24 protein-coding genes and 1 pseudogene are annotated in these 26458 nt (G+C 50.3%); 16 read left to right on the top strand and 9 right to left on the bottom strand.

The annotated features are described in order from the left end of the window. Positions 1–13: 13 nt before the first annotated feature. Positions 14–1846 (top strand): sensor domain-containing phosphodiesterase, encoded by a 1833-nt coding sequence (locus ACFX4U_RS00600; RefSeq protein ID WP_340224924.1) that lies wholly within the window; start codon positions 14–16, stop codon positions 1844–1846. A 211-nt stretch (positions 1847–2057) separates the two neighbouring features. Beyond that, complete coding sequence (locus ACFX4U_RS00595) at positions 2058–3647, top strand: methyl-accepting chemotaxis protein (protein ID WP_313509224.1); 1590 nt, start codon at positions 2058–2060, stop codon at positions 3645–3647. A 240-nt stretch (positions 3648–3887) separates the two neighbouring features. Here ACFX4U_RS00595 and ACFX4U_RS00590 read toward each other — a convergent pair whose 3' ends face one another. Further along, complete coding sequence (locus ACFX4U_RS00590; protein WP_349350581.1) at positions 3888–4742, bottom strand: glycosyltransferase; 855 nt, start codon at positions 4740–4742, stop codon at positions 3888–3890. A gap of 302 nt (positions 4743–5044) precedes the next feature. Further along, on the bottom strand, positions 5045–5299 hold the full coding sequence (locus ACFX4U_RS00585; RefSeq protein ID WP_017456483.1) for a hypothetical protein: 255 nt from the start codon (positions 5297–5299) through the stop codon (positions 5045–5047). 395 nt (positions 5300–5694) lie between these two features. Between ACFX4U_RS00585 and ACFX4U_RS00580 the strand changes: the two genes are divergently transcribed. From ACFX4U_RS00580 to ACFX4U_RS00570, 3 genes are all read left to right on the top strand, one after another. Beyond that, positions 5695–7239, top strand: coding sequence for a methyl-accepting chemotaxis protein (locus ACFX4U_RS00580; RefSeq protein WP_313509220.1), 1545 nt, complete (start codon positions 5695–5697; stop codon positions 7237–7239). A 56-nt stretch (positions 7240–7295) separates the two neighbouring features. Continuing rightward, the gene (locus ACFX4U_RS00575; protein ID WP_349350582.1) at positions 7296–7766 is read left to right on the top strand and encodes a GNAT family N-acetyltransferase; all 471 of its coding nucleotides are present in this window, start codon (positions 7296–7298) and stop codon (positions 7764–7766) included. 108 nt (positions 7767–7874) lie between these two features. After that, the gene (locus tag ACFX4U_RS00570; RefSeq protein WP_313509216.1) at positions 7875–8189 is read left to right on the top strand and encodes a PTS cellobiose transporter subunit IIB; all 315 of its coding nucleotides are present in this window, start codon (positions 7875–7877) and stop codon (positions 8187–8189) included. 61 nt (positions 8190–8250) lie between these two features. Here ACFX4U_RS00570 and ACFX4U_RS00565 read toward each other — a convergent pair whose 3' ends face one another. Beyond that, positions 8251–8541 carry a hypothetical protein gene (locus tag ACFX4U_RS00565; protein WP_305736310.1) on the bottom strand — a complete coding sequence of 97 codons (291 nt, stop codon included), beginning with the start codon at positions 8539–8541 and terminating at the stop codon, positions 8251–8253. Between the two features lie 17 nt (positions 8542–8558). Further along, positions 8559–9197 (bottom strand): leucine efflux protein LeuE, encoded by a 639-nt coding sequence (leuE, locus tag ACFX4U_RS00560; RefSeq protein WP_313509214.1) that lies wholly within the window; start codon positions 9195–9197, stop codon positions 8559–8561. 751 nt (positions 9198–9948) lie between these two features. Between leuE and ACFX4U_RS00555 the strand changes: the two genes are divergently transcribed. Both ACFX4U_RS00555 and ACFX4U_RS00550 read left to right on the top strand, forming a co-directional pair. Then, the gene (locus ACFX4U_RS00555) at positions 9949–11109 is read left to right on the top strand and encodes a type I restriction endonuclease (protein ID WP_313509212.1); all 1161 of its coding nucleotides are present in this window, start codon (positions 9949–9951) and stop codon (positions 11107–11109) included. A gap of 164 nt (positions 11110–11273) precedes the next feature. Beyond that, positions 11274–11513 (top strand): DinI family protein, encoded by a 240-nt coding sequence (locus ACFX4U_RS00550; protein WP_017456475.1) that lies wholly within the window; start codon positions 11274–11276, stop codon positions 11511–11513. A 59-nt stretch (positions 11514–11572) separates the two neighbouring features. Here the strand turns inward: ACFX4U_RS00550 and tolA are convergent. Both tolA and ACFX4U_RS00540 read right to left on the bottom strand, forming a co-directional pair. Next, a pseudogene (gene tolA / locus ACFX4U_RS00545) lies at positions 11573–11905 on the bottom strand (cell envelope integrity protein TolA); the annotation flags it as partial. 378 nt (positions 11906–12283) lie between these two features. After that, positions 12284–12784 (bottom strand): anti-virulence regulator CigR family protein, encoded by a 501-nt coding sequence (locus ACFX4U_RS00540; protein ID WP_313509210.1) that lies wholly within the window; start codon positions 12782–12784, stop codon positions 12284–12286. 181 nt (positions 12785–12965) lie between these two features. On the opposite strand from ACFX4U_RS00540, the gene ACFX4U_RS00535 reads away from it, so the two are divergent. Next, positions 12966–13490 carry a hypothetical protein gene (locus ACFX4U_RS00535; RefSeq protein WP_313509208.1) on the top strand — a complete coding sequence of 175 codons (525 nt, stop codon included), beginning with the start codon at positions 12966–12968 and terminating at the stop codon, positions 13488–13490. Positions 13491–13547: 57 nt separating this feature from the next. Here ACFX4U_RS00535 and ACFX4U_RS00530 read toward each other — a convergent pair whose 3' ends face one another. Both ACFX4U_RS00530 and icd read right to left on the bottom strand, forming a co-directional pair. Further along, positions 13548–15128, bottom strand: coding sequence for a phosphoethanolamine transferase (locus ACFX4U_RS00530; RefSeq protein WP_380217702.1), 1581 nt, complete (start codon positions 15126–15128; stop codon positions 13548–13550). A 571-nt stretch (positions 15129–15699) separates the two neighbouring features. After that, positions 15700–16950, bottom strand: a complete 1251-nt coding sequence (icd, locus tag ACFX4U_RS00525) for an NADP-dependent isocitrate dehydrogenase (RefSeq protein ID WP_017456468.1) — start codon at positions 16948–16950, stop codon at positions 15700–15702. A gap of 185 nt (positions 16951–17135) precedes the next feature. Here icd and rluE point away from each other — a divergent pair, with 185 nt between their 5' ends. From rluE to ACFX4U_RS00485, 8 genes are all read left to right on the top strand, one after another. Beyond that, a complete protein-coding gene (rluE, locus tag ACFX4U_RS00520; RefSeq protein WP_305736360.1) occupies positions 17136–17783 on the top strand; it encodes a 23S rRNA pseudouridine(2457) synthase RluE in 648 nt (215 codons plus the stop codon). Positions 17784–17797: 14 nt separating this feature from the next. Continuing rightward, positions 17798–18256: an NUDIX hydrolase gene (locus tag ACFX4U_RS00515; protein WP_313509199.1), complete on the top strand. Its 459-nt coding sequence runs from the start codon at positions 17798–17800 to the stop codon at positions 18254–18256. Positions 18257–18311: 55 nt separating this feature from the next. Beyond that, positions 18312–19418 (top strand): tRNA 2-thiouridine(34) synthase MnmA, encoded by a 1107-nt coding sequence (gene mnmA / locus ACFX4U_RS00510; RefSeq protein WP_305736361.1) that lies wholly within the window; start codon positions 18312–18314, stop codon positions 19416–19418. Positions 19419–19491: 73 nt separating this feature from the next. Beyond that, positions 19492–20121, top strand: coding sequence for a high frequency lysogenization protein HflD (hflD, locus tag ACFX4U_RS00505; protein ID WP_020457488.1), 630 nt, complete (start codon positions 19492–19494; stop codon positions 20119–20121). Positions 20122–20140: 19 nt separating this feature from the next. Further along, a complete protein-coding gene (gene purB / locus ACFX4U_RS00500; protein ID WP_131411843.1) occupies positions 20141–21511 on the top strand; it encodes an adenylosuccinate lyase in 1371 nt (456 codons plus the stop codon). A 139-nt stretch (positions 21512–21650) separates the two neighbouring features. Next, entirely contained in the window at positions 21651–22325 is a 675-nt protein-coding gene (gene phoP, locus ACFX4U_RS00495) for a two-component system response regulator PhoP (RefSeq protein ID WP_017456462.1), read from the top strand. Then, positions 22322–23785 carry a two-component system sensor histidine kinase PhoQ gene (gene phoQ, locus ACFX4U_RS00490; RefSeq protein ID WP_313509619.1) on the top strand — a complete coding sequence of 488 codons (1464 nt, stop codon included), beginning with the start codon at positions 22322–22324 and terminating at the stop codon, positions 23783–23785. The genes phoP and phoQ overlap by 4 nt, the downstream gene beginning before the upstream one ends. Positions 23786–23935: 150 nt before the next feature. Then, complete coding sequence (locus ACFX4U_RS00485) at positions 23936–25057, top strand: cupin domain-containing protein (RefSeq protein WP_313509622.1); 1122 nt, start codon at positions 23936–23938, stop codon at positions 25055–25057. A gap of 51 nt (positions 25058–25108) precedes the next feature. On the opposite strand, the gene pepT is transcribed toward ACFX4U_RS00485, so the two are convergent. After that, on the bottom strand, positions 25109–26335 hold the full coding sequence (gene pepT, locus ACFX4U_RS00480) for a peptidase T (RefSeq protein ID WP_305736364.1): 1227 nt from the start codon (positions 26333–26335) through the stop codon (positions 25109–25111). Positions 26336–26458 lie beyond the last annotated feature (123 nt).

The following is a 26458-nucleotide window of genomic DNA, read 5'->3' as shown; positions in this document are numbered from 1 at the left end:
GCAGGAGCTCGCTATGTTCACTGGTCTCAAAAAAAGCGAAAGCAAACGGCTTGCCGCGCTGGAGCTGCTGAGTAAGGAAGACAAATCCCGCGATGCAGCGCTAGCCGAATTTGCGCGTCTGGCATGTGAAGTGATGGGCGTTGAAGGATGTTTTATCACAACATTCGACGACGAATATCAATATATCAAATATGTTAAGAATATCCCCATTGAGCACGTCAAAATCCGTATCGAACAGACCATGTGCCAATATTCGCTGCACGGTTGCCAGACCGTTATTAGTTCTGATACCCGTCTCGATGAACGATTTAATTATCAACCTTTGGTAAAAAGCGGGAATATTCTTTTTTACGCTTCAGCACCAATGATAAATAAAGAAGGCACGGTGCTGGGCACGTTATGTGTCAGTCATCCTGAAATCTATACGCCGACATCCCGCCAGATAACCAATTTCCATCGCGTCGCCGCGCTCGCCACTGTTTATCTTGAATCCTGCTATACCATTGGCTTAATCGATGCCCTCACCGGTTTACCGAATCGTCAGTTTCTGGTGAAAGAGATGGAGCGACTGACGCTGGAAAAAGCGAGCGGCAGCTACGCCCTGATGATTTTTGACTGTATTGATATGCCGCGCGCGTATGAATTATCCCGCTACCTGGGTGTGGAAGCGCTGGAGAAGATGCTGCGCAGTTTCGGGCCACTGCTTCGTTTGCGCTTGCGGCTGAAAGAAGAGACCACGTTGTATGCTTTCACCACCGGGCGCTACGCGGTGCTGGTGGATATGGACTATGCGCTGACGCTGGCGAAACGGGCGGAAAAATTGCCGGGAATAAAGGCGAAAATCACCGGTGACATCGATATCAATCTGACGATTCACGCAGGCTATGTGAAATTTTCACCGCAGGACGATAACGTGCAGGAGATTGTGCGTCAGGGCATCAGCGCGCTGCATGAATCGATTCGCGAAAAGATTCGGGTGTTGCAGTTCAACCCGATTCTCGACCACAAGCGGAATAAAGATTTTAAACTGCTCTACGATCTCAGCGAGGCAATTAAGGCCACCGATCAGCTCTACCTCGTTTTTCAACCCAAAATTTCGCTGCGTTCCGGCAAAACCGAAGGCGTGGAAGCGCTGTTACGCTGGAAGCACCCGGAACTGGGACAGATCTCACCGGCAGTGATTGTGGCGCTGGCTGAAAAAACCACGTTGATGTCTGATTTGACGCAGTGGGTGATTAAGTCCGTGATCTCTCAGCTTCAACGCTGGAAACAGCAAGGCATTATGCTACCGGTGTCAATTAACGTTACGGTCAGTGATTTTTCGCGTCCGGGATTTGCCGATGAGCTGGAACAGAACGTGCTGGCCGCCGGGCTGTTCACCTCGGATGTTCGCATCGAATGCCTGGAGACGGAGAAAGTGCTGGAAAGTGATCCGGCACTGGAAGAACTTGACCGTTTAAAATTGCTCGGCTTTACCATTTTGCTGGATGATTTTGGTGCAGGATACAGCAATATCAGTTACTTACGTCGCATCCCCATTGATGTGATTAAGCTCGATCGTTCGCTGGTTAGCCAGGTCACCACCGACACTGGCAGCCGGATTATTGCCCGTAACGTCATTATGATGCTCAAAGAGTTGCATTATGTGGTGCTGGCGGAAGGGATTGAGGATCTGGAAACCGCGCGAATGCTTGCCGAGTACGGCTGCGATGAAGCCCAGGGCTATCTTTTCTCACGCCCGTTGTCGCCCGAGGAGATCCCAGCCTGGCTCGCAGATAACAAACCGTTTCGTTTGTTGTCGAAGATCGCGACAGAGCCGCAGCAGCAACATTTGTACGGTTCGTAATGCCGACAAATTAGCCTGACTGTTGTATTTCGCAACAGTCAGGCCATGTCACGAAAATGTCATAAAACATCGATTACATTCCGCTTCAAATAGTTAAGCCAAATTCTGCTTGTTTACTGCCCTTTCCCCCATTAAAGCTGCGCTTAAACCCGTCGATATTGCTGATGTGCGCTCTTTTTTGCGCCTCACTGACTATGGGAAGTATCGATTAATGAAGCTCAACCATCTCACTATCGGGCAACGGCTCGGTTTCCTGGCGGCCATTCTTTTACTGGCAACGCTGTTTATGGGTATTCGCGGGTTGTCGATTAACGCCAGCGGATTAGTACAAAACCAACAGATTATGGCCACGGAGAAGGTGGTTGCGGAGAGTATTGATACGGCCCGCAACGCGCAGGTGCAGTTTAAGATTCAGGTGCAGGAGTGGAAAAACACCCTGCTGCGCGGTACACAAGGAGAACAAGCGTTCGACAAGTATAAAAACGCCTTTGTCGAACAGAGCCAGAAAACCCAGGCTCTATTGAAAACGCTCAGCGAACTGCTGCCACAAATTGGCCTCGCCAATACCGAGGCCATCAACACCATCAATTTACACGCTGAACTGGAAAGCCATTATCTGGTTGCGCTGCAGCAATACAATGTTCAGGACGCCACCAGTGCCCAGCGTGTCGATCACCTGGTAACAGGAATCGATCGCGAGCCGACACGGATGATTGATGAGATGGTCGCCAGCACGCTGAAACAAGCGGAGCTTATCCGTGCGCAGACCGACGCGAGTAATCATGAGCATTACCAGCAGACACGCCTGATGCTCATGCTGGTGATGGCATTCACGTTGATGGTTGGCATGCTGATCACCTGGTGGCTGATCCGCAGTATCACTCACCCGCTGGCGCAGGCAGTTTCGGTTGCCCGCAATGTCGCAGCCGGTGATTTACAGTCTGCTATCGTGGTGTCCGGGCGCGATGAAACCGCCGAACTGATGCACGCCCTGCAGGAGATGAACGGCAACCTGACGCGCATCGTGACCGGCGTGCGTTCCGGCACCGAAACGATCGCCGGTGCGTCACAGCAAATCGCCAGCGGCAGCCGTGAGCTTTCATCGCGTAACGAAGCGCAAGCCAGTGCGCTGGAACAAACGGCGGCGTCGATGGAAGAACTCACGTCGGTAGTAAAAAACAACGCCGAGAATTCGCGTGTTGCCAGCGATATCACCCGAGAAGCGACCCGTGTGGCAAACCAGGGCGGCGAAGTGGTGGAACAAGTAGTCACCACGATGAGTGAAATTAATCTGCTCTCTGGCGAAATCAGCAACATTATTGGCGTTATCGACAGTATCGCCTTCCAGACCAATATTCTGGCGCTGAACGCCGCCGTTGAAGCCGCACGCGCAGGAACCGAAGGCCGCGGCTTTGCGGTTGTCGCCGCAGAAGTCCGGGCGCTGGCGCAACGCTCCGCGACAGCGGCGAAAGAGATCAGTGATTTGATCCAGCGCTCAGTCAGCCGTATTGATGAAGGTAATAAACTGGTGAAAAACGCCGGTAACGCCATGGAAGAGATCATGCAAAGCGTGGGACGCGTCAGCCAGTTGGTGGAGACGATTTCGTTGGCCAGTAATGAGCAAAGTACGGGCATCGATCAGGTGCACATTGCCATTACCCAGATGGATGCCGCCACACAGCAGAACGCTACGCTGTCGCAGGAATCTTCAGCTGCCGCGCACGCGATGCAGCAGCAGGCAGAGAATCTGTTAGAGATGGTGCAAATTTTCAAACTGCATGAGCAGCGCAACCCGGCATAGCGTCTTATGACCAGTTCCTGACATGTTGCAGGGGCTGGTCAATCAGCAATAGTGATGAATTAATACTCGGATCATAAATTTTATCAATCCAACCGCAGAAAAATTTGCGTTTGTGCACTTTATGCAAACAGGTTATAAAGTGTGCAAGTGATGGATATACGCTTTAACAATCTCAAAAAATCTTCGCTGGCAGTTTTGATGTCGAAACTGCCATCTTTCTTTTGGCTTTCTCTCTTCCCTTCAGGTACATCTCGACTTCAGCTTGCTCAGCACCTTTTTGCTCTCATTAATCGTATTTTTCTTCAAACGCCAGAACGGAAAAACGAAAGCGCGCCAGAGCAAATAATAGAAATGATCGGCCCCGGTCAACGTCACAACAGGCGATCGTAACTTGCTATAGTGGCTGGCATTGAATTGCTTAATGACTTTTTTACTGACGTTGCGATAGACCAGCCCCACGTCACGGTGGTTTTCCTGCTGGCGAAAACGCTCGCACTTACGCACCTTTTCAATACCCAACGTAAACGGGATCGGCCCGGTGGTATTTAACACCCCTCGCATTCCGACACCATAGCGCCACGGTTTATAGCGTTTAAGTCGATCAACGACCTCATCAATAACGGCTTTAATATAGGGTGAAGCCGGTGCGACAATAATATTCCATTGTTGGTACTCTCCGTTTTTGAGAAAAGCGAGCTCTTCATGCTTGCCCATATTATTATCGCAACCCTGCGGTTTATTATCCCAGTTACATAATAATATTTCGCAATCTGGCGGAATCACTTCGCTAAACGGCACAGTACAAGAACTTTTGATATCTAAATAAACACCACCTTCGCGATACATTAATAAATAGCGAAAAAAATCCGCGCGCGCAGCGCCATATTGCGGGTTTATTTTTTCATATAACGCCAGCATCTCCTGACCATAGTGCTCATGCATATAGGCCAGCATTTTTTTCTCGTCATAGAAATAATATTCCCAGCCGGGATTTAATTGCCTGAGTCTTTCGATGGAGGCATGCACTTCGGTTGGTAGCGCTGCCAGCCCCCTGGTGTAGACCTGATGGATCTTATGCGGGATCGTATTCATCATCTATCCTAAGCTCATTAACTTTAAAAACCTGAAAGGTAAAAACATAAAAACTTCTAAAGTATGAGAAAAAAGATAATGCGTTAATCTGACATTAGCATTACGCAGAGTCGGATAATTGTCTTGCAGAATCGTCTGCAACTGCCCTTGCGTATTCCTCAGTCAATGGACAGAAAATTTAGCTTAAGGTTCTGCATCGCAACAGAAAAACGTCTTTCCCGGTGGGAAAATGCCCGGCCATCATAAGAAAGTAGAAGTTAGCGTCAACTCGCCCGCAAGGAGCGAGTCACGCATGCTGGCGCTGTTTAATGAGTACGCAGGATATAGCTTATCGCATCCTGCTCCGATAGCCCGTAACCCTTCATAAAAACATCCATCGACTCATCTTGCGTCTCATTGAATAGCGTTCCGCCGCCGCTGGTCTGCAGCTCGCCAGACACGACATCGCCCCTTTCGACATCGTAGCGCCCCAGTAGCTCCGCGACAGCAAACTCTCCGTTCTCGTCGCGGATAACAATAAACCCAATGCGGTGTTCGTGATGAACGACAGTAGCTTTCATATGAACAATCCTTTCGTTGTTGTTCATTTCAGATTAGCTGAATCCGTGCGCAGCGGAAATGCTCATTGCTGGTTTTAGTGAGCCAGAGAACGATTCAGCTATTTCTTTATGCGCCTTATCTTAAATATTCGTCAGCACACTAACTATCTGGCGTGTTCACAAACGACTTTTCTGACCAGGCGCTAAAAATTCCAGATATATAATGTTTTCTTTACTTAATCATAATTAAAGCACGTTTATTTTGTATGGCTATGTTTATGGCGTAAAACCTCTTTTTGTTTTACGGTTATCAGAGGCGTGTCAAAAAATATAAAGCTCTGAGTGAACCATGCCGTAAATAGATATAAGAATTTAGAAATATTCAATACCCTTCCTTTTTCTCGAGAATACTCACTATGCGCAACAATGAGCCCGTTACACAGCAAGAGTACGTTTTCGATAATGACGCAACGTTAATGTCCACCACCGATCCGGACAGTTACATCAATTATGCCAATGATGCATTTATTGATGTCAGCGGGTTCTCGCTGGAGGAGATCAAAGGCCAGCCGCACAATCTGGTGCGCCATCCGGATATGCCAAAGCAGGCGTTTGCCGACATGTGGTCGACATTGCAACAGGGAGAACCCTGGACGGCACTAGTAAAAAACCGCCGCAGTAATGGCGATCATTACTGGGTACGCGCTAACGCGATTCCGGTCATTCGCGAGGGCAAAGTGAAGGGCTACATGTCGGTACGTACCCGACCAGCAGCAGAGGAAGTTACTGCCGCCGAAGAAGTTTATCGCCAGTTTCGTGAAGGCCAGGCGAGCGGCCGGCGTTTCCATAAAGGGCTGATTATCCGCACGGGTCTGATGCGCTGGCGCTCCCTGTTTGTCACTATGCCTCTGCGCTGGCGGCTACGTTCTGCGTTGATCGTCGCGCTGCTATTCAGCCTTGCCGCTGCCTGGGGACATGATCTGACACCCGGTCAACTGGGTAGTTTCGCCAGTTTTATGGCACTCCTGCTGCTGTTTATTAATATCTGGCTGGAACTGCAAATTGTCCGCCCGATTGAGCGCTTGTGCCGCCAGGCTTTACAGGTGGCAAGTGGCGAAGCACATCAAGTGGACCAACTCAATCGGGTTGATGAAGTCGGTATGACATTGCGCGCAATAAGCCAGCTCGGGCTAATGTTCCGCTGGCTGGTCAACGACGTTAGCGGCCAGGCGATGACCGTCCTGAAAGCCTCGGAGTCTCTGCGACAAGGTAATGACGACCTGAGCCGCCAGACAGAACAGGCGGCGGCGAACGTTGAACAAACGGCCGCGACGATGAACGAATTAACCGCCACGGTAAAAAGTAACCGGGAAACCGCCGCTGAAGTCACCGCCTTGTCGCAAGGTACGCGCGATGCCGCACAGCAAGGTGGCCAGGTGATGCACCAGATGATAGAAATGATGTCGTCGATTGCAGAAAGCTCACGGCAAATCGCCAGTATCACCAGTATTATCGACAGCATCGCCTTTCAGACTAACATTCTGGCGCTGAACGCGGCGGTTGAGGCAGCGCGAGCGGGTGAGCAAGGTAAAGGATTTGCCGTCGTCGCAGGAGAAGTACGCAGTCTGGCGCAGCGCAGTGCGCGTGCCGCCAGCGAAATCAAAGAGTTGATTGAGAACAGCGTTACGCATGTTAACTCCGGCAGCCAACTGGCGGACGACGCGGGAAAAACCATGAAGGAGATCGTTGAGCAAGTGCAAAATGTGACCTCGCTGATAGCACAGATCAGCGCAGCAACCGCCGAGCAGGCTACAGCGCTGAGTGAAGCCAGCCTGGCGGTGGAGGATCTGGATAAGATCACCCATCAGAATGCACAACGAGTACAAGAAGGGGCGGAAGCGACCGGTCGCATGAACCAGCAGGCCATTCGCCTGGCGGAAGCGATATCGGTGTTTCGCTAACCCTTTGCGAAGAGCACTCCGGGCGAAAACGCCCGGAGAATACATTGAGGTCAAAAATGATTCGGTTACGTCCCATGTCAGCGGCTGAATTCGCTGATTTTGTTGCTTATTTCATCCCTGATTATGCAACAGAAATTGCAGCAAATTACCGTTTATCCCTCGAGGAGGCGACAGAACAAGCCAGGCGTGAAATCGAAACCAGTTTGCCTGCGGCGCAGAAAACGCCAGGCCATTCATTGACGAGCATTACGCTTGTCGACAACGGCGTTACGCAGATTGTGGGATCGCTGTGGTACAGAGCCGACTTCATCGATAAATCCGTTTTTATTTATGATTTTTTCCTGCGGCCTGCCTTTCGCGGCAAAGGTTTGGGAAGCCAGGCAATGCAATCTCTGGAATCCAGTCTTAGCGCGGCGGGAATCCGGCAAATTAAACTTCGCGTGGCGGCCGAAAACGAACATGCCAGGAAAGTTTATGAAGCGAATGGTTACCAGATTACCGGCTATAACATGAATAAACTGCTTTGAATCATGCCCGCATAAACTTTCGTATTACGTGGTGTAAACCTGGATATTGCGCTCATTTTCTCGCCAACAGTGGGCATAGTGTGGTCGCAATTACCACAGGAGGCACCAATGAAAAAACTATTAATATGTTGTCTTTTTGGCAATACCGCCACATCACTGGCCAAAAAGATGCAAAAAGCGGCGAATGAGCACGGTTATCCCCTGCTCGTCAGCGCTGTCGGCCTGGATAATTTCGCCAGCGTCGCCCCTGCTTTTGACTGTTTTTTGGTTGCGCCGCACATCCAGTACAAACTTGATGAACTCAAACGCCATATTGCTGAAGAAGCACCGATTGCCATCATTGAAAGCTATCCTTTCGCATCGATGGATGGAGAGAAGGTATTGAAATTTGTGATGGAGCATATGCCTGAATTAACGCAGTGAGTCCGTCAAAACCACGTCTTCGGACGTGGTTTTAAGCAATCAGGTCATTGCACTGGAATAATTATTTGCGACAAAAATAAGCAGCCACCATTTTCATAAGGAGGATAACCACGGGCAGCAAGACGATAAACTGGAAAAAATGAACGGCATAAATTGAAAATTGCATCACACCTGGCGCGGTTAAATAATCTATCACCGGTGTATAAATCACCACTTGCCACGCCAACAGATACAGCCCCATCAATAGCGCAAAAACCCCGATGCTATAAAGTAGAAATTTGGCCAGTTGTTTCCCGCTCAATGTATGGCTTCGGCGAAAAGCATTTCGGTAAGTCTCGATGTAGAAACGCATCTCTATTACCCCTGGGTTCAGGATTGCAGCGTCGCCAGGCGCGCGGCGAAACCAACAAAAACCAGCCCCAACAGTGAGTTACCCAACCGGGTGAGCTTCTTCCTGGTTTTTACCCACTGTGTGAGATAAGAACCGGAAACGATCAGGAAACTGAAATAACAGAAACTGATCAGCTCCAGCGTACTGGCGAGAATAAAGAATGACATTCCAGGTCTTGCATAGGTAATGTCGATAAATTGCACAAAGAAGGAGACATAAAACAAAATCGCTTTCGGATTCGTCAGGCTTAATATCAGCGCCCGCTTGAAGATATCGCCTTTATGCACGTCATGATCGCCCTCTTCTTTCGCGCCGCGTTTAAGCGTGGTGTACAACATTTTGACACCAAGGTAGAGCAGATAAAACGCCCCCAGATAACGAACAATATTGAATAATACCGGCGTGGTTTTAATCAGTGTGGCAACGCCTGCATAGGCCAGAAACATCAAGACCGCATCACCAATAAACACGGCGCTTGCTGCAACGTAGCCATTTCGTAATCCATGGGCAACACTGGTTTTCAATACAAAAAAGGTATTCGGGCCTGGCAGTAAAATGATGAAAATGGCCCCGATAAAATAGGACCAGTAACTGAGAACTCCATATTCGGCAAACACAACAACTCCTGTAAAACAATACATACCGCTTATAGGTACAACAGTACCACACCGCAGCAGCAGCGCACAGGAGTACGCACAAAATGCGGCTGAAGCGGAGATTAGCACTGCGGATAATGTCTCAATGCGCCCGGCGAAACCAGGCTTTAAGTGAAATTAATTAAGCTAATACTCATCTTCACTATTAAGGGGGTAGATGTCTTTATCATCAGTCTGGTGATGAGGGCGACGACCTCAGGGGCGATCGATGAAAATGCGGCTATGCCGACATGAACCAGATCGCTAAAAATAGTGTGCTTCATGGCTTGTTTGCTGTTGCCGCTATTGGCACAGGTTTACCCGATTTTTAAAAAATCGAGCATAGGAACTGACCCGCGCTAAAATATATCGGCCTGAAGATGAGATATTTCTTCCAGGGGTATTGAATCCACATTCAAATTTGTTAACTCGTAAACATTATCGCGATCGTAATAAAGATTCGCGCTGACTCATCTGTCAATGATGATCTGGATCATGGAGTATCCAGACGCTTGGTGAGATTACTTATTTCCTGCGCAATAAAACCATGGGAAATGAATTACCTTAAGCATCAGTAAACGCTGACGAAAAAAAGATAAGAGAGTTATAACCATTTAAGCATTGAGTAAATTCGATCCAGACTGAAATAGCAGCCACATGCGGACAGGTATTATTAATCCGAAATCGTTGATTCTGTTTGAGTGCCTACACACTCTAAGGTTATGGGAAAGAAATGGAAAACTTCAAACTAAGACTTAAAAACCATATCGAGCATGTCAAAAACGTTGGCGTTCACTGCACAACGGAAGAAACCACCAAACAAGCGCTGATCCTGCCTTTTTTAGATATTCTCGGCTTCAATGCTTACGACCCGCAAAAAGTCAGAGCGGAATATGGCGCCGACTTTCCCGGTGTTAAAGCGGGCGAACGTGTTGATTATGCATTGTTTTGCCAGGGTGTCCCCGTCATGTTCATCGAAGCAAAACCGTATAAAGAGAAAATCGATAATCACTGCCCACAGCTTTCCCGATACTTTAACTGCACGCCGGAAGTGACGATTTCCGCAATTACGAATGGCCAGGAGTGGCGTTTTTTTACCGATCTGCAGGAAAAAAACATTATGGATCCCACGCCATTTTTGCGCATTAGCATGGACGATATTACCGACGCAGATGCCGAACAACTCTTCCGCTTTCGCCACGACAAATTCAAACCGGAAGCATTACGCACGCTTGCTGAAGAGAGCGTCTATATCTCTTCATTCTCTAAAGTTATCGCCACCAGCCTGAAAGAGGTGGATTCAGAATTTGTTCGGTATGTCGCCTCACGCGCCAATATTGGTCGACAGCTCAATCAGCGATTTATTGATGCGATCACCCCGCTGGTCAGAGAGGCGGTTCAGCGTTCCGTCAGCGCGATGGTGGTCTCCGGACTTACCGCCCATCAGCCTATCCGGGAAGAGCTGGCAAACCAGGGCATCGACGAAGCGGTATCGATTGATGAAAAAGCGGATCATATCGATCCGGACAATCCCAACATTATTACGACACATAATGAACGCGCGCTATATGAAAAAATTGTCTCGATTATAGGGCCGGAAAAAGATCTGCAGCCAAAAGATACCGAGTCGTATTACAGCGTGCTTTATCAGGGAAAAACCAACCGTTGGATTGTTCGTTATTTTGATAAGAAAAATCGCTCATCTATTCAGTTGCCCATCGAATTGACGCCTATTGCTTTAAATGAAGTGGCGCGCGCGGGGCTGGAACATGATGGCACGCGAATCTATCTCGACCATCCCGAAGATGTATTACGGATCTCAGGTTTGATACTGGATTCGTTCCAGCATGTGATAAACGATGAGAACTTTAAAAAGAAAAAGAGCGGCATTTAAACTCGCCTGACCATCCCGCCTAGTGCGGGATTTTTTTTGTGCAATGCCATCCATCATGGCCCAAATATCTCCCCTTCGTTGAACGAAAAAGGATTCTTCGCTTGAATACTGGCTTTTCATCCAGTATAAGTGCTGTACGAAAAAACAGTGAAAAGGGCTGCCTTGTGTTTGTTGAACTGGTTTATGACAAGCGTAATGTTGCGGGTTTACCCGGCGCTAAAGAGATTATCCTCGAAGAACTGACTAAACGTGTGCGCCGCATCTTTCCTGATGCTGATGTGCGCGTAAAACCGATGCAGGCCAATGGCCTCAACAGCGACGCCAGCAAAAGCGATCGTGAAAAGCTCAACCGTATGCTTGAGGAGATGTTTGAAGAGTCGGACATGTGGCTGGTGCAGGAGTAATTTATCCCCCTTGCACCGGGAGGCGTGTGTCGCTTATCTGTGCGCTCCTGCATTACCCATTAGAGCTTGAATTCCAGCGTCGCGTTTTTGAAGGCCACATAAGCAGCCGGGGAAGGCGGTTTCGGGAGTCTCGCTAGCCTGATAGCGATAATACTCGCGCGGCAGAGTGCAGGATCGCCGCCTGTCGGCTGCGCATCTTCTAATGCGCCATTCTCAGCAAGCCTGATTTGCAGCGTACAGGATTTTCCGGCGTAACGACCCGCCTCAAAAAGGTGACTCTCAATTGCCGATTTGATCTGCCCTGCATAGCGGTTGATATCGCTTTCCGCCGCAGTTGCCTGCGTCCCTTTATACCCGGCAAACATGTTATCAACTTCAGCGTTTGCCTCTGCGCGCTGCGTTGCAGAACCGGTCTGTGTACAACCCGAAAGTAATAATGACGTCACCAATAGCAACGCATGCCCGGCGTTAATTTTCATCATATTCCTTTTGTAAGGCTTGTCTTATAAACGAGGACAATCTAACAAATAGCGACTGGCAATTATATTCCGGCGGCCTGGATTTACCTTAAGTCAAAAAAATATTTCAATCGTCTGTCATCGTGCTAAACGTAGCGCTCACTGAGCAGCAGAAGATAGTTTCAATCGTTGCCTTTTCTTCTGGCAAATGCCACGACCTTATTAAACATTCACAGAATTCGCGACTTTCTTTTTTTGCGTATAAAAAAGCCCCGCATATTGCGAGGCTTTGGAGGTATAACGCGGGCCGTGTTAATCAAAAACACCGTTGATGATCGCGGTAACAATAGCGGTGCTCAGCGCGACCAGAACCAGATCATTTCCGACAATGCGCCACTCATAACCGGGATAATAAGGCAACTGACCAAGCATGGATGCCGGTACTGCTTTTTTCGCAATTCCCGGAGGCAAAGGTTTGCCACGGGCAAGATTTTTCGCAATCCCCGGCGGGAGAGACTGATAACCGGTCAGGCCGTAGTTGACTGCAAGAGACCGGGCGCGCGCGACACTGATATCTGACTCAACATGGTCCGGCTTTCCATAGTTTTTACGGTTAACCTGATCATCAGAGGAAGAGTTATTACCTTCATTAGCATGGTTATTGCTATTGCCATGATTGCCGTTACTGTTGCCATGGCCGCCGCCGTTCCCATTACCATTTCCGTTTCCCGGATTTGCGAACACAGGCGCGGAAAATACGGCCAACGAAATCACCGCCGCAAGTGCAGCATTAAGAGTGCGACGTTTAAACATGATCTTTATACCTCAAAAGTGAGCACACATTATTAGAATAAATAATGTTTATTACCTCAACCATATAGCGGATTCTTATTTTTAATTAGGCTGATATATAACCATAAAAAAACGGGAACCAACCGGCTCCCATTCTTGTTTAACCCAGAAACCGGGGGACAGCTTCTGTTTGTGGTCACTGATGACAGCGCTGTTCTTCATCGATAATGAAGGACACCTTCAGCTTTTTTCGGCGAGTCTGTCCGTTACTTATCCAGTCAGCTCTATCACCCGGCGATATGAAGAAATGGTCAGTACATTCGGAAAACGCCCCCTCCGACAGATATTCCTCAAGGGCAATTTACGCGCATTGATTCACCCATGCGAGGTGAAGAATCCCGCGCGGATGGCGGCAGGCGTAGTCGAATGGATGAGCCCGCTCGCCCACTCACAAAAGCTGAGCGTTGGCAGAAGAGAAAAAATCTCATCAGTAAAGACCAGCGTAGCGCGTATCGAGATGCTGAAAAAAATTCAGGAAACTAGTTTTTCAGACCTATTGGAGGCTAATTTTGACACCTCGTTTTCCACATTAAAAGCAGGTGTTTCAAACATGGTTCTTGATGCCACAGGTAAACCTCACGGGCTCTCCGGAAGTACCGGAAATTGCTGGACAAGCATGGAATGTCACAGGTGTGAGCCAGAATTTTTACAGACCTGGCTCACATAGCCATGAAGTTTTAGTCAATCGGCAGGCTGCTTTTTGATCTAAAACTTGAGATTTCAACTAGTGCATATCCTTCCAGTTAAATTTCTTCCCTGTTGTGTCCATAATTATAATCGGCTTTTGATAGTTCTGAAGCCACTCTTGCATGCTGACGGTATTATTATCCGCTCTATGTATGCCGAGCCATAATTCGGATAACGTGTTAGCATCATCTGTTGACCATGGTGTTTGGTAGTCTCCGATCCACTTATTCTTTATCTCGACTTTAGGACTATACCAAATGAAAGCTGGTATAGATAAAGCCTCCTTAGGAGGATTAGCACCAGCATGAGAATATACTATTACGCGTGATGGATCACGTATTAAGGCGTGATCAGAAAAATAGAAAACAGAAGAACGCGTCTGAGAAAGTTGGCTAAAAACCTTGCCCATAATATCGTCCGTGAAACGTACAGAGTTATCATAGCAATCATCATCTTTATTTCCATTTCTAAAGACGGAAGCATCTTTAGGGAAACGTGAACAGGCTGGTTCGTGGCTACCATATAGATGCAGCACAATGAGTTTCTTACCTGGTTTTGTTAAAGTTGATTCCAGCTCTGGTAATAAAGTGTCATCGAATCCCTGGTCAATCCACTGATGCTGCTTAGTTTCCATTGCAATACCAGTGATCACATTATTATATGCGCCACCTTTCCCTTGTCGGCTATACCAGTAAGTATCGTATCCGGCTTTGTTCGCAATACTAATGATATTGTCACTGTACTTAATAGGAGAAGTTTCCTGTACTGAAGCAGCAGTGAGAGCAAGAGGTACCGCCATGATGGTCACTGGCGCGGGGCTAATGGCATGTTGGAACAACAGAAGATTTTTTCTTTCTGCTTCCAGTTTTGGAGTAGTGTCTCTCTCATACCCATAAATACTCATATTTGCAGTGCGCTCAGATTCACCGATAATTAACACATAATTATCAATCCCGGTATCTGATACTGATATCGTGTAGTTAGGCGTATTTTTATTAATATTTGAGGCAATACTCATATCAGAGATAGCTTGCATAAAGACTGTAGCCGTGCTCAGCGGAGTCGAATTTACAACGCGTTGAGCAAGGCTATCAACATTACTTTTTCGTAATTGATGCAATATACCCTGAACAGTATAGCCAGATAGCAATAACGCCAATAATATTGCAGGATATCGTTTATATTTCGAAGGGATAATATTTACGTTACAGTTGATAGTTAACATAAATAAAATCAACAGCCCCATAAAGGTTACACAACTTCTCCAATAAACGCCTAACATTGAAAATGCTTCGCTACCTGTAGTATTCATTACACTTAAGGCAAAACCATAGGCAAATTTAGCATTAAAATTACTCCAGGCAAAAAGCTGAAGAGATAAATCAGCAGCTATTAATGTCAAAGCAATTAAGCCAATGATGTTTTTTAATGGTTTGTTATTAATGCAGAGAAGCGTTAATAGAAGTAATGCAAAAACCAAAGTACGATTAACAACCAAATTGTAACGCGCGTTAATAAAATTCACTATAACAACAGTGGAGACCGAAATTATAAATAACATCCAACTTAAAACAACCCTAATCTTTTCATACCGAGTTTTTTCAAGAGCTAATGACATTTCATAGTACCTAAATTTATTTTTATCTGTTTTTTAATAAAAAGCAAAATAGCTTGTGTGTAGTTTATTATATAAGCTACCTGACTTGATTAATTAAAGCAAATACATTTAATAAAACTGCAATAAACTACAACTTCTGGACACCAGAATAGTCGGTTCAAATCTAGAATGTCTGACTCTGCCCCAGTTATTTTACACATAGTTGCTGTCCAGAAAGTCAATTATGGATAAAAAACCAAAGCTGGCCATTGTTATCACCAGCATGGGACATTACTATCGTTGCCGATTAGTTATGCTACGGGTGAGTAACTTAATTAACGAGATGCAGAGACCGCCCCTTCTGAATGCAAGAGGATCGCTAATGCGAATGGTGCGATTAGGCGGATGCTTACATCCTATATCTTTATTAGTATTTTGGACTCAAAAAATAAACTGAATCTATAGAAGCCATGGGATCGGCTTTTACGAGAGGTTAATCTAGTTTTGGTTAGTTATTGATAATAGTTCGGAAGCTAATAATAAAAAAACGGGAACCATCCAGCTCCCGTTATTGTACAACCCGCGTGGCGGATTACATGTTCGCGATAATCGCGTCGCCAAACTCTGAACATTTCAGCAGCTTAGCGCCTTCCATCAGACGTTCGAAATCGTAGGTCACGGTTTTGGCGTTAATCGCGCCGCTCATGCCTTTAACGATCAGGTCAGCCGCTTCAACCCAGCCCATGTGACGGAGCATCATTTCCGCCGAAAGGATCACTGAACCCGGGTTCACTTTGTCCTGACCTGCGTACTTCGGCGCCGTGCCGTGAGTCGCTTCGAACAGCGCGCACTCGTCGCCAATGTTCGCACCAGGGGCGATACCGATACCACCAACCTGCGCCGCCAGGGCGTCGGAGATGTAGTCACCGTTCAGGTTCATACATGCGATAACGTCGTATTCTGCCGGGCGCAGCAGGATCTGTTGCAGGAATGCATCGGCAATCACATCTTTAATGATGATCTCTTTACCGGTTTTCGGGTTCTTGATTTTCTGCCACGGACCGCCATCGATCAGCTCGCCGCCGAACTCTTCGCGTGCCAGCTGGTAGCCCCAGTCTTTGAACGCGCCTTCGGTGAACTTCATGATGTTGCCTTTGTGCACCAGCGTTACAGAATCACGGTCGTTAGTGATTGCGTATTCAATCGCGGCGCGCACCAGGCGCTTGGTGCCTTCTTCAGAGCACGGCTTGATGCCGATACCGCAATGTTCCGGGAAGCGAATTTTCTTCACACCCATCTCTTCACGCAGGAATTTGATCACTTTCTCTGCATCGGCAGAGTCTGCTTTCCACTCGATACCCGCGTAAATATCTTCTGAGTTTTCACGGAAGATGACCATGTCGGTCAGTTCCGGGTGTTTTACCGGGCTCGGCGTGCCCTCGTAGTAACGTACCGGGCGCAGGCAGATGTACAGATCCAGTTCCTGGCGCAGCGCAACGTTCAGGGAACGAATGCCGCCGCCAACTGGCGTGGTCAGGGGGCCTTTAATCGCAACGCGATAATCACGAATCAGATCAAGTGTTTCAGGCGGCAGCCAGACGTCCTGGCCGTAAACATGGGTAGATTTCTCACCGGTATAAATTTCCATCCAGGAAATTTTACGCTCGCCCTTATAGGCTTTCTCCACAGCGGCATCCACCACTTTCAGCATCGCCGGGGTCACGTCCACGCCGATACCGTCACCTTCAATGAACGGGATAATCGGGTTATTCGGAACGTTGAGCTTGCCATTTTGCAGGGTGATCTTTTTACCTTCCGCCGGAACAACTACTTTGCTTTCCATTCACCTCTCCTTCGAGCGCTTCTGGTTGTTTGCTCGTTGACTTCATGCCGGGGCGCTCAGACTGCGTCCGCTCACCTGTTACGTGATTCACACAGAGCAAACCGTTTTTGTTAATGAATTGTAATGAGCCCGAACATACTAACCGATACTCAGGCTCCATGAAAGGCAATCGTGATTCAGCTATAATGCGGCAATTGATAACTACTGAAAATACCATGAACAAAACTTCTTTTAGAAATCACCGCCTTAAGCGATTCAGCTCACGACAAGCCACCAGGTCTGAACCACAAAACCAACCAAAACGCGTGATTCTGTTCAATAAACCCTACGATGTTTTGCCGCAATTCACCGACGAAGCCGGACGCAGCACGCTAAAAGATTTTATTCCGGTACAGGGTGTTTACGCCGCTGGCCGCCTGGATCGCGACAGCGAAGGGCTGCTGGTGCTGACAAATGACGGCGCATTACAGGCAAGCCTGACGCAGCCGGGCAAACGTACCGGCAAAATCTATTACGTGCAGGTGGAAGGCGAACCGACGTCGGATGCAATTGAAGCGCTGCGCACCGGGGTAACGCTGAACGACGGGCCGACACTGCCAGCAGGCGTTGAACGCGTAGAGGAGCCCGACTGGCTGTGGCCGCGTAATCCGCCCATTCGCGAGCGCAAAGCGATTCCAACCGCCTGGCTGAAAATCACCCTGTATGAGGGCCGTAACCGCCAGGTACGGCGCATGACGGCGCATGTTGGCTTCCCTACCCTGCGCCTCATCCGCTACGCTATGGGAAACTACACGCTGGATAACCTCGCCACAGGCGAATGGCGTGACGCTTAATCAGGGAGGCTATAATGTTTAAACCGCATGTTACTGTCGCTTGCGTGGTACACGCGCAGGGTAAATTTCTGGTCGTTGAAGAAACCATTCGCGGCAAAGCGCTGTGGAATCAACCCGCAGGCCATCTCGAAGCCGACGAAACCCTGCTGCAAGCAGCAAAGCGTGAGCTGTGGGAAGAGACCGGCATTCGCGCCGAGCCGCAGCATTTTATCCGCATGCACCAGTGGCTGGCACCGGATCGCACCCCGTTCCTGCGTTTTTTGTTTGCCGTCGAGCTTAACGAAATGTGCGCCACTGAGCCGCATGACAGCGATATCGATTGCTGCCACTGGGTCACTGCCGACGAGATCCTCAACGCCTCAAACCTGCGTTCGCCGCTGGTTGCGGAGAGCATTCGCTGCTACCAGACCGGCAAGCGCCTGCCGCTGGAAACCATCGCAGAATTTAACTGGCCGTTTACAGGGGATGCCTGAGCCGCCAGCCCGTGCTAGAATACGCCGCCCTGAAGTTCTTAGTCGCGAGTATTCTATGTCTGATAGCCCAAAAAAAGTGATCGTCGGCATGTCCGGCGGTGTCGACTCTTCCGTTTCCGCTTACCTGTTGCAACAACAAGGTTACAAGGTGGAAGGCCTGTTCATGAAGAACTGGGAAGAGGATGACGGCGAGGAATACTGCACTGCGGCGGCGGATCTTGCCGACGCGCAGGCCGTTTGCGACAAGCTCGGTATTGAGCTTCACACTGTCAATTTCGCTGCAGAATACTGGGACAACGTGTTCGAGCATTTCCTGGCTGAATATAAAGCCGGACGCACGCCGAACCCGGATATTCTGTGCAACAAAGAGATTAAATTTAAAGCCTTCCTTGAGTTCGCCGCCGAAGATCTGGGCGCCGACTATATTGCCACCGGCCACTATGTGCGCCGCGCCGACGTTGACGGCAAAAGCCGTCTGCTGCGCGGTCTCGATGGCAATAAGGATCAGAGCTACTTCCTTTATACGCTCGGTCATGAGCAGATCGCGCAGAGCCTGTTCCCGGTCGGCGAGCTGGAAAAACCCCAGGTGCGTAAAATCGCCGAAGAGCTGGGTTTGATTACAGCGAAGAAAAAAGACTCGACCGGTATCTGCTTTATTGGCGAGCGTAAATTCCGCGAATTCCTTGGCCGCTATCTGCCCGCACAGCCGGGTAAAATCCTCACCGTCGACGGCGAAGAGATCGGCGAGCACCAGGGTTTGATGTATCACACGCTCGGGCAGCGCAAGGGGCTGGGCATCGGCGGCACCAAAGAAGGCAGTGAAGAGCCGTGGTACGTGGTCGATAAAGATGTTGAAAACAACATTCTGATTGTCGCCCAGGGTCATGAACATCCGCGCCTGATGTCCGTTGGGCTGATTGCACAACAACTTCATTGGGTTGATCGCGAGCCGCTGAAAGGCACGCTGCGCTGCACGGTAAAAACGCGTTATCGCCAGGAAGATATTCCGTGCACGGTTACCGCGCTGGATGATGATCGCATTGACGTGCGCTTCGATGAACCGGTTGCCGCCGTTACACCGGGGCAATCTGCAGTATTCTACCTGGGCGAAGTGTGCCTCGGTGGCGGAATTATTGAGCAGCGCCTGCCGCTGCCCCTTTAAAAGACCTTTTGCACAACCGGACTGGCCAACGCCCGCAGCAATAATGTGCTGACGGGCAGATAAAGGAGTGAGTGTGGCGAAGAACTATTACGATATTACTCTGGCACTGGCGGGAATTTGCCAGTCAGCTCGTCTGGTGCAGCAGCTGGCGCACCAGGGACACTGTGACGCTGACGCGCTGCATGTCTCGTTAAATAGCGTAATCGACCTGAACCCGGACTCCACCTTAGGCGTCTTTGGCGGCAGCGAAACCAACCTGCGCACCGGGCTGGAAACGCTGCTCGGCGTACTAAACGCCAGCAACCGCCAGGGCCTGAACGGAGAGCTGACCCGCTACACGCTCAGTATGATGGTGCTGGAGCGTAAGCTCGCTGCCAGTAAAGGCGCGATGGAGACGCTCGGTAATCGCATCGCCGGTTTGCAGCGTCAGCTTGAGCATTTTGACCTGCAGTCAGAAACGCTGCTCAGCGCAATGGCCGCCATCTATGTCGACGTTATCAGCCCGCTGGGACCGCGTATTCAGGTCACCGGCTCGCCTGCCGTGTTGCAAAGCCCGCAGGTGCAGGCGAAAGTCCGCGCCACGTTGTTGGCCGGTATCCGCGCTGCGGTGCTGTGGCACCAGGTTGGCGGCGGTCGTCTACAGTTAATGTTTTCCCGAAATCGCCTGTCGACGCAGGCCAAACAAATTCTCGCTCATTGTTAACCTCCCGGAGTTGTGACTTATGGAATTATCCTCCCTGACCGCCGTTTCCCCTGTCGATGGACGTTACGGCGATAAAGTCAGCGCACTGCGTGGCATCTTCAGCGAATTCGGTTTGCTGAAATTTCGCGTTCAGGTTGAAGTACGCTGGCTGCAAAAACTGGCGACCCACGCGGCGATCAAGGAAGTTCCTGCTTTTGCTGCCGACGCAAACGGTTACCTCGATAAAATCGTTGAGGACTTCAACGAAGAAGACGCCGCGCGCATCAAAACCATCGAACGCACCACCAACCACGACGTAAAAGCGGTGGAGTATTTCCTGAAAGAGAAAGTGGCAGATATCCCGGCGCTGCACGCCGTGTCTGAATTTATCCACTTCGCTTGCACCTCAGAAGACATCAACAACCTGTCTCACGCGCTGATGCTGAAAACCGCGCGCGACGAAGTGATCCTGCCGTACTGGCGCAAGATCATCGAGGCGGTAAAAGATCTGGCCGTTCAGTACCGCGATATCCCACTGCTTTCCCGTACTCACGGCCAGCCGGCAACGCCGTCGACGCTGGGTAAAGAGATGGCGAACGTGGCTTACCGCATGGAACGCCAGTTCCGCCAGCTTAACCAGGTGGAAATTCTGGGCAAAATCAACGGTGCGGTCGGTAACTATAACGCCCATATCGCCGCTTACCCGGAAGTGGACTGGCATCAGTTCAGCGAAGAGTTTGTCACCTCGCTGGGTATTCAGTGGAACCCGTACACCACGCAGATTGAGCCGCATGACTATATTGCCGAGCTGTTTGATTGCATGGCGCGTTTCAACACCATCCTCATCGATTTCGACCGTGACGTATGGGGTTACATTGCGCTGAACCACTTCAAGCAGAAAACCATCGCCGGTGAGATTGGTTCTTCCACCATGCCACACAAAGTTAACCCCATCGATTTTGAAAACTCCGAAGGCAACCTTGGGCTGTCCAACGCCGTGTTGCAGCACCTGGCCAGCAAACTGCCGGTCTCCCGCTGGCAGCGCGACCTGACCGACTCCACGGTGCTGCGTAACCTTGGCGTCGGTGTCGGTTATGCGCTGATCGCCTACCAGTCAACGCTGAAAGGTGTGAGCAAGCTGGAAGTGAACCGCGACCGCCTGCTGGACGAGTTGGATCATAACTGGGAAGTGCTGGCCGAGCCGATCCAGACCGTAATGCGCCGCTACGGGATTGAAAAACCGTACGAAAAACTGAAGGAGCTGACACGTGGTAAACGCGTTGATGCCGAAGGCATGAAGCAGTTTATCGACAGTCTGGCGCTGCCGGAAAATGAAAAAGAGCGCCTGAAGGCGATGACTCCGGCCAACTACATTGGTCGTGCCATCACTATGGTTGATGAGTTGAAATAATTCCCCCGCCGTTGCTGTTAGCCCTCTTTCCGCCGCGAAAGAGGGTTTCTTTCTCCCCCGGTTTAAGAAATGTTTATCCCCTGCGCACCACAATCAGCGTTAAACTATTTATATCAAAAATATATGGAGAGTTCTGACGATGCGCGTACTCGTTGTGGAAGATAATGCTCTGTTGCGTCACCATTTAAAGGTTCAGTTGCAGGAGTTAGGACATCAGGTCGACGCCGCAGAAGATGCAAAGGAAGCGGATTACTTTCTAAACGAACACCTGCCGGATATCGCCATTGTCGATCTCGGCTTGCCGGATGAAGATGGTCTGTCGCTGATCCGCCGCTGGCGCAGCCATGACGTCACGCTGCCGGTGCTGGTGCTTACTGCGCGCGAAGGCTGGCAGGACAAAGTGGAAGTGCTGAGTGCCGGTGCAGATGACTACGTCACCAAACCATTCCACATTGAAGAAGTGGTCGCGCGTATCCAGGCGCTGATGCGCCGCAACAGCGGCCTCGCGTCTCAGCTGATCTCCATGCCGCCGTTCCAGGTCGATCTCTCCCGCCGAGAACTCTCCATTAATGACGACGTGGTAAAACTCACCGCGTTCGAATACACCATTATGGAAACGCTAATCCGCAACAGCGGCAAAGTGGTCAGCAAAGATTCGCTGATGCTACAGCTTTACCCCGACGCCGAGCTGCGCGAAAGCCACACCATCGACGTATTAATGGGGCGGTTACGTAAGAAGATCCAGACGCTCTATCCTGATGACGTCATCACCACCGTGCGCGGCCAGGGCTACCTGTTCGAACTGCCGAAATGAGACGCCTGCTGCGGCATTTTCTGCCGCTCTCTCTGCGGGTTCGCTTTTTACTCGCCACGGCTGCCGTCGTGATGGTGCTTTCTCTGGCCTACGGGATGGTGGCGCTGGTGGGTTATAGCGTCAGCTTTGACAAAACGACCTTTCGCCTGCTGCGTGGCGAGAGCAACCTGTTTTATACCCTGGCGCACTGGGATAACAATAAACTCAGTGTGGATCTGCCTGACACCCTCAATTTGCAAAGCCCGACCGTGGCGCTGATCTACGATCAGCAGGGTAAACTTATCTGGTCGCAGAAAGACGTACCGTGGCTGCAACATCTCATCGAGCCGGACTGGCTTACCGCTAACGGCTTTCATGAGATTGAAGCCGATGTGGATAACAGTAGTACGCTGGTTGATGACGACCACTCGATTGCCCAGAAGCTGAAAGAGATCCGCGATGATGACAGCAGCTCCGAAATGACACACTCGGTAGCGGTGAATATCTACCCGGCAACGGCGCACATGCCGCAGTTAACCATTGTGGTGGTCGATACCATCCCCATTGAGCTTAAACGCTCTTATATGGTGTGGAGCTGGTTCGTTTACGTGCTCGCCGCCAACCTGCTGTTAGTGGTGCCGCTGTTGTGGCTGGCGGCGTGGTGGAGCTTGCGGCCGATTGAAGATCTGGCGCGCGAAGTGCGCGAGCTGGAAGAGCACCATCGTGAGCAGCTCAACCCGGAAACCACCCGCGAGCTCACCAGCCTGGTAAGCAACCTCAATCGGTTGTTAAAAAGTGAACGCGAGCGGTACGACAAATACCGCACCACCCTCACCGATCTGACTCACAGCCTGAAAACACCGTTAGCGGTGCTGCAAAGTACCCTGCGATCGCTGCGCGGCGAGAAAATGAGCGTCAGCGACGCAGAGCCGGTGATGCTGGAGCAAATCAGCCGGATCTCCCAGCAAATTGGTTACTACCTGCATCGTGCAACCATGCGCGGTTCCAGTGGTTTGCTCAGCCGTGAACTGCACCCGGTCGCGCCCCTGCTCGACAGCCTGACCTCAGCACTGAACAAAGTTTATCAGCGCAAAGGCGTCAATATTACGCTCGATATTTCACCGGAAATCAGTTTTGTCGGCGAGAAAAACGACTTTATGGAAGTGATGGGTAACGTGCTGGATAACGCCTGCAAATACTGCCTGGAGTTTGTCGAAGTCTCTGCCAGGCAGAGCGACGATACACTGCATATCCTGGTGGAAGATGACGGGCCGGGAATACCTGCGGCGAAACGTGAGATGGTGTTCGATCGCGGGCAGCGCGCCGACACGTTACGCCCCGGACAGGGCGTCGGGCTTGCGGTGGCACGAGAAATTGTTGATCAGTACGAAGGACAGATCCTGACCGATGAAAGCCTGCTCGGCGGTGCAAAAATGGAAGTGATTTTTGGCCGTCAGCAGACGATGTCGGGCAACGATTAATCCTTCACCGTAACAAACCGGGCAAACAGAACAAAAAGGAGCCATTACGGCTCCTTTTTACTTTTATGTCACATCGTTACGCAGACAAAATGACATATCAGCATTACTATGATCTTTTATTCAGCCACTGATTATTTGCCGGAAACGCATATGGAATATCACGTAGAGATAAACTGGCCAGACTTTATTCAACGCTACTGGCAAAAACGCCCGGTGGTGCTGAAGCGTGGCATTAAGAATTTCGTCGACCCGATAAGCCCCGATGAGCTGGCAGGGCTGGCAATGGAAAATGAAGTGGACAGCCGGCTGGTTAGCCACCTTGATGGCAAATGGCAGGTCGGGCACGGTCCTTTTGAAAGTTACGATCACCTCGGCGAGAACAACTGGTCGTTGCTGGTGCAGGCGGTGAACCACTGGCATCAACCGGCCGCCGCGCTGATGCGTCCGTTCCGCGTTCTGCCCGACTGGCGCACCGACGATCTGATGATCTCGTTTTCAGTCCCTGGTGGCGGCGTTGGTCCGCATCTCGATCAGTATGATGTGTTTATTATTCAGGGAACCGGCCGTCGCCGCTGGCGCGTCGGCGAGAAAACGCCGCTTAAGCAGCACTGTCCGCATCCGGATCTGCTTCAGGTCGATCCATTCGAAGCCATTATTGATGAAGAGATGGAGCCGGGCGATATCCTCTATATTCCGCCTGGATTCCCGCACGAAGGGTATTCGCTGGAAAACTCATTGAACTATTCGGTGGGCTTTCGCGCGCCAAGCGGTCGCGAGCTGATCAGCGGTTTCGCCGATTATGTTCTGCAACGCGAGCTGGGCAGCCAGCGTTACAGCGATCCGGACGTACAGTTGCGCGACCATCCGGCGGATATTTTGCCGCAAGAGCTGGATAAGCTGCGCGAAATGATGCTTGAGTTGATTAATCAACCGGAGCAGTTCAGAGAGTGGATGGGCGAATTTATCTCTCAGTCACGCCACGAACTGGATGTCGCGCCGCCAGAGCCGCCTTATCAACCGGATGAGATTTACGATGCGCTGCAACAGGGCGACAAACTGGTGCGCCTTGGCGGCCTGCGCGTGTTGCGAATCGGTGAAGATGTGTTCGCCAACGGCGAGCGGATCAACTCCCCGCATCGCCCGGCACTGGAAGCACTCGCCAGCCATATCGTGCTGACAGGCGAACTGCTCGGCGACGCGCTGGAAGATCCCTCGTTCCTCGCCATGCTTGCGGCGCTGGTTAACAGCGGTTACTGGTTCTTTGAAGATTAATGCCTGATGAGATTGCCCGGCGGCGTTTGCTACCGGGCAATGAGAGAAGGTTTACTCAGCTTTAGCGGTCAGTTCGGCGATGCGTACAATCACCTGCACCGCTTTCTCCATGCCTTCCAGCGTTACAAACTCATGTTTGCCGTGATAGTTATAACCGCCGGTAAACAGGTTCGGACAAGGTAATCCCATAAACGAGAGCTGCGCCCCGTCAGTGCCGCCGCGGATCGGTTTCAGATCCGGCTCAATATCGCAGTCGCGCATGGCCTGTTGCGCCACCTCCAGAATGTGCGGAAACTCGACCACTTTCTCGTGCATATTGTAATAACTGTCCTCAATCACCAGTTCGATATAGCAGTCCGGGTGCAGACCCTTGCCGACTTTTTTGGCGATCTCCATCATCTTACGTTTACGCGCTTCGAAGTTTTTGCGGTCAAAATCGCGGATGATGTAGTGCATTTCGGCGCGATCAACCGTGCCTTTAATGCTGGTGAGATGGTAAAACCCTTCGTAGCCTTCAGTCTGTTCCGGGCTCTCCTCTTCCGGCACCTGCGCGTGAATTTTGCTGGCGAGCGTCAGGGCGTTAACCATCACCCCTTTCGCCGTACCGGGATGCACGTTATTGCCAACAATTTTTATGTTCACCGACGCCGCGTTGAAGTTCTCAAACTCCAGCTCGCCCACACCGCCACCATCAACGGTATACGCCCATTTCGCGCCGAATTTCTCCACGTCGAAATGCTTCGCTCCTTTGCCCACTTCTTCATCCGGCGTGAAGGCGACGCAAATGTCGCCATGCGGAATATTTTTCTTTTTCAGCACCGCCAGCGCGGTCATGATTTCGGCGACGCCGGCTTTATCGTCCGCGCCAAGCAGCGTTTTGCCGTCGGTGGTGATCAGCGTCTGGCCCAGCATCTGGTGCAGCACCGGGAACATCACCGGTGAGAGGATCTCATCGCCAACGCCCAGCGCGATATCGCCGCCGCGATAATTTTCAACAATTTGTGGGTTAACATTTTTGCCGCTGTAATCCGGCGAGGTATCGACATGAGAAATAAAACCAATGGCCGGAACCGGCGTTTGCACATTCGACGGCAATTTCGCCATCACCGTGCCTTTATCACTTAACGTCACATTTTCCAGCCCCATCTCTTCCAGCTGGTTCTGAAGTAAACGCAGGAGCTTCCATTGGCCGTCTGTGCTTGGCACCTGGCGGACGCCGGGCTTTGATTGAGTATCCAGAGAAACGTACTGCAAAAAACGCTCTAATAATTTGTCCATGAAGCCCCCCTACAAAATGTCACAACATTATCAGTAAGCGCGAAAAGACAAATATTGCGTCAGGTCACTTTTACCCTGTAAACGGCAATATTTTCAAAATTGCGCGCGGCGTAGTCAGTATTG

Origin of the sequence: Kosakonia sp. YIM B13588 (assembly GCF_042788165.1) — a bacterium.
GTDB lineage: Bacteria > Pseudomonadota > Gammaproteobacteria > Enterobacterales > Enterobacteriaceae > Kosakonia > Kosakonia sacchari.
Note: the sequence above shows the minus strand (reverse complement) of the source record. Positions and strands in the feature narration are given on the sequence as shown.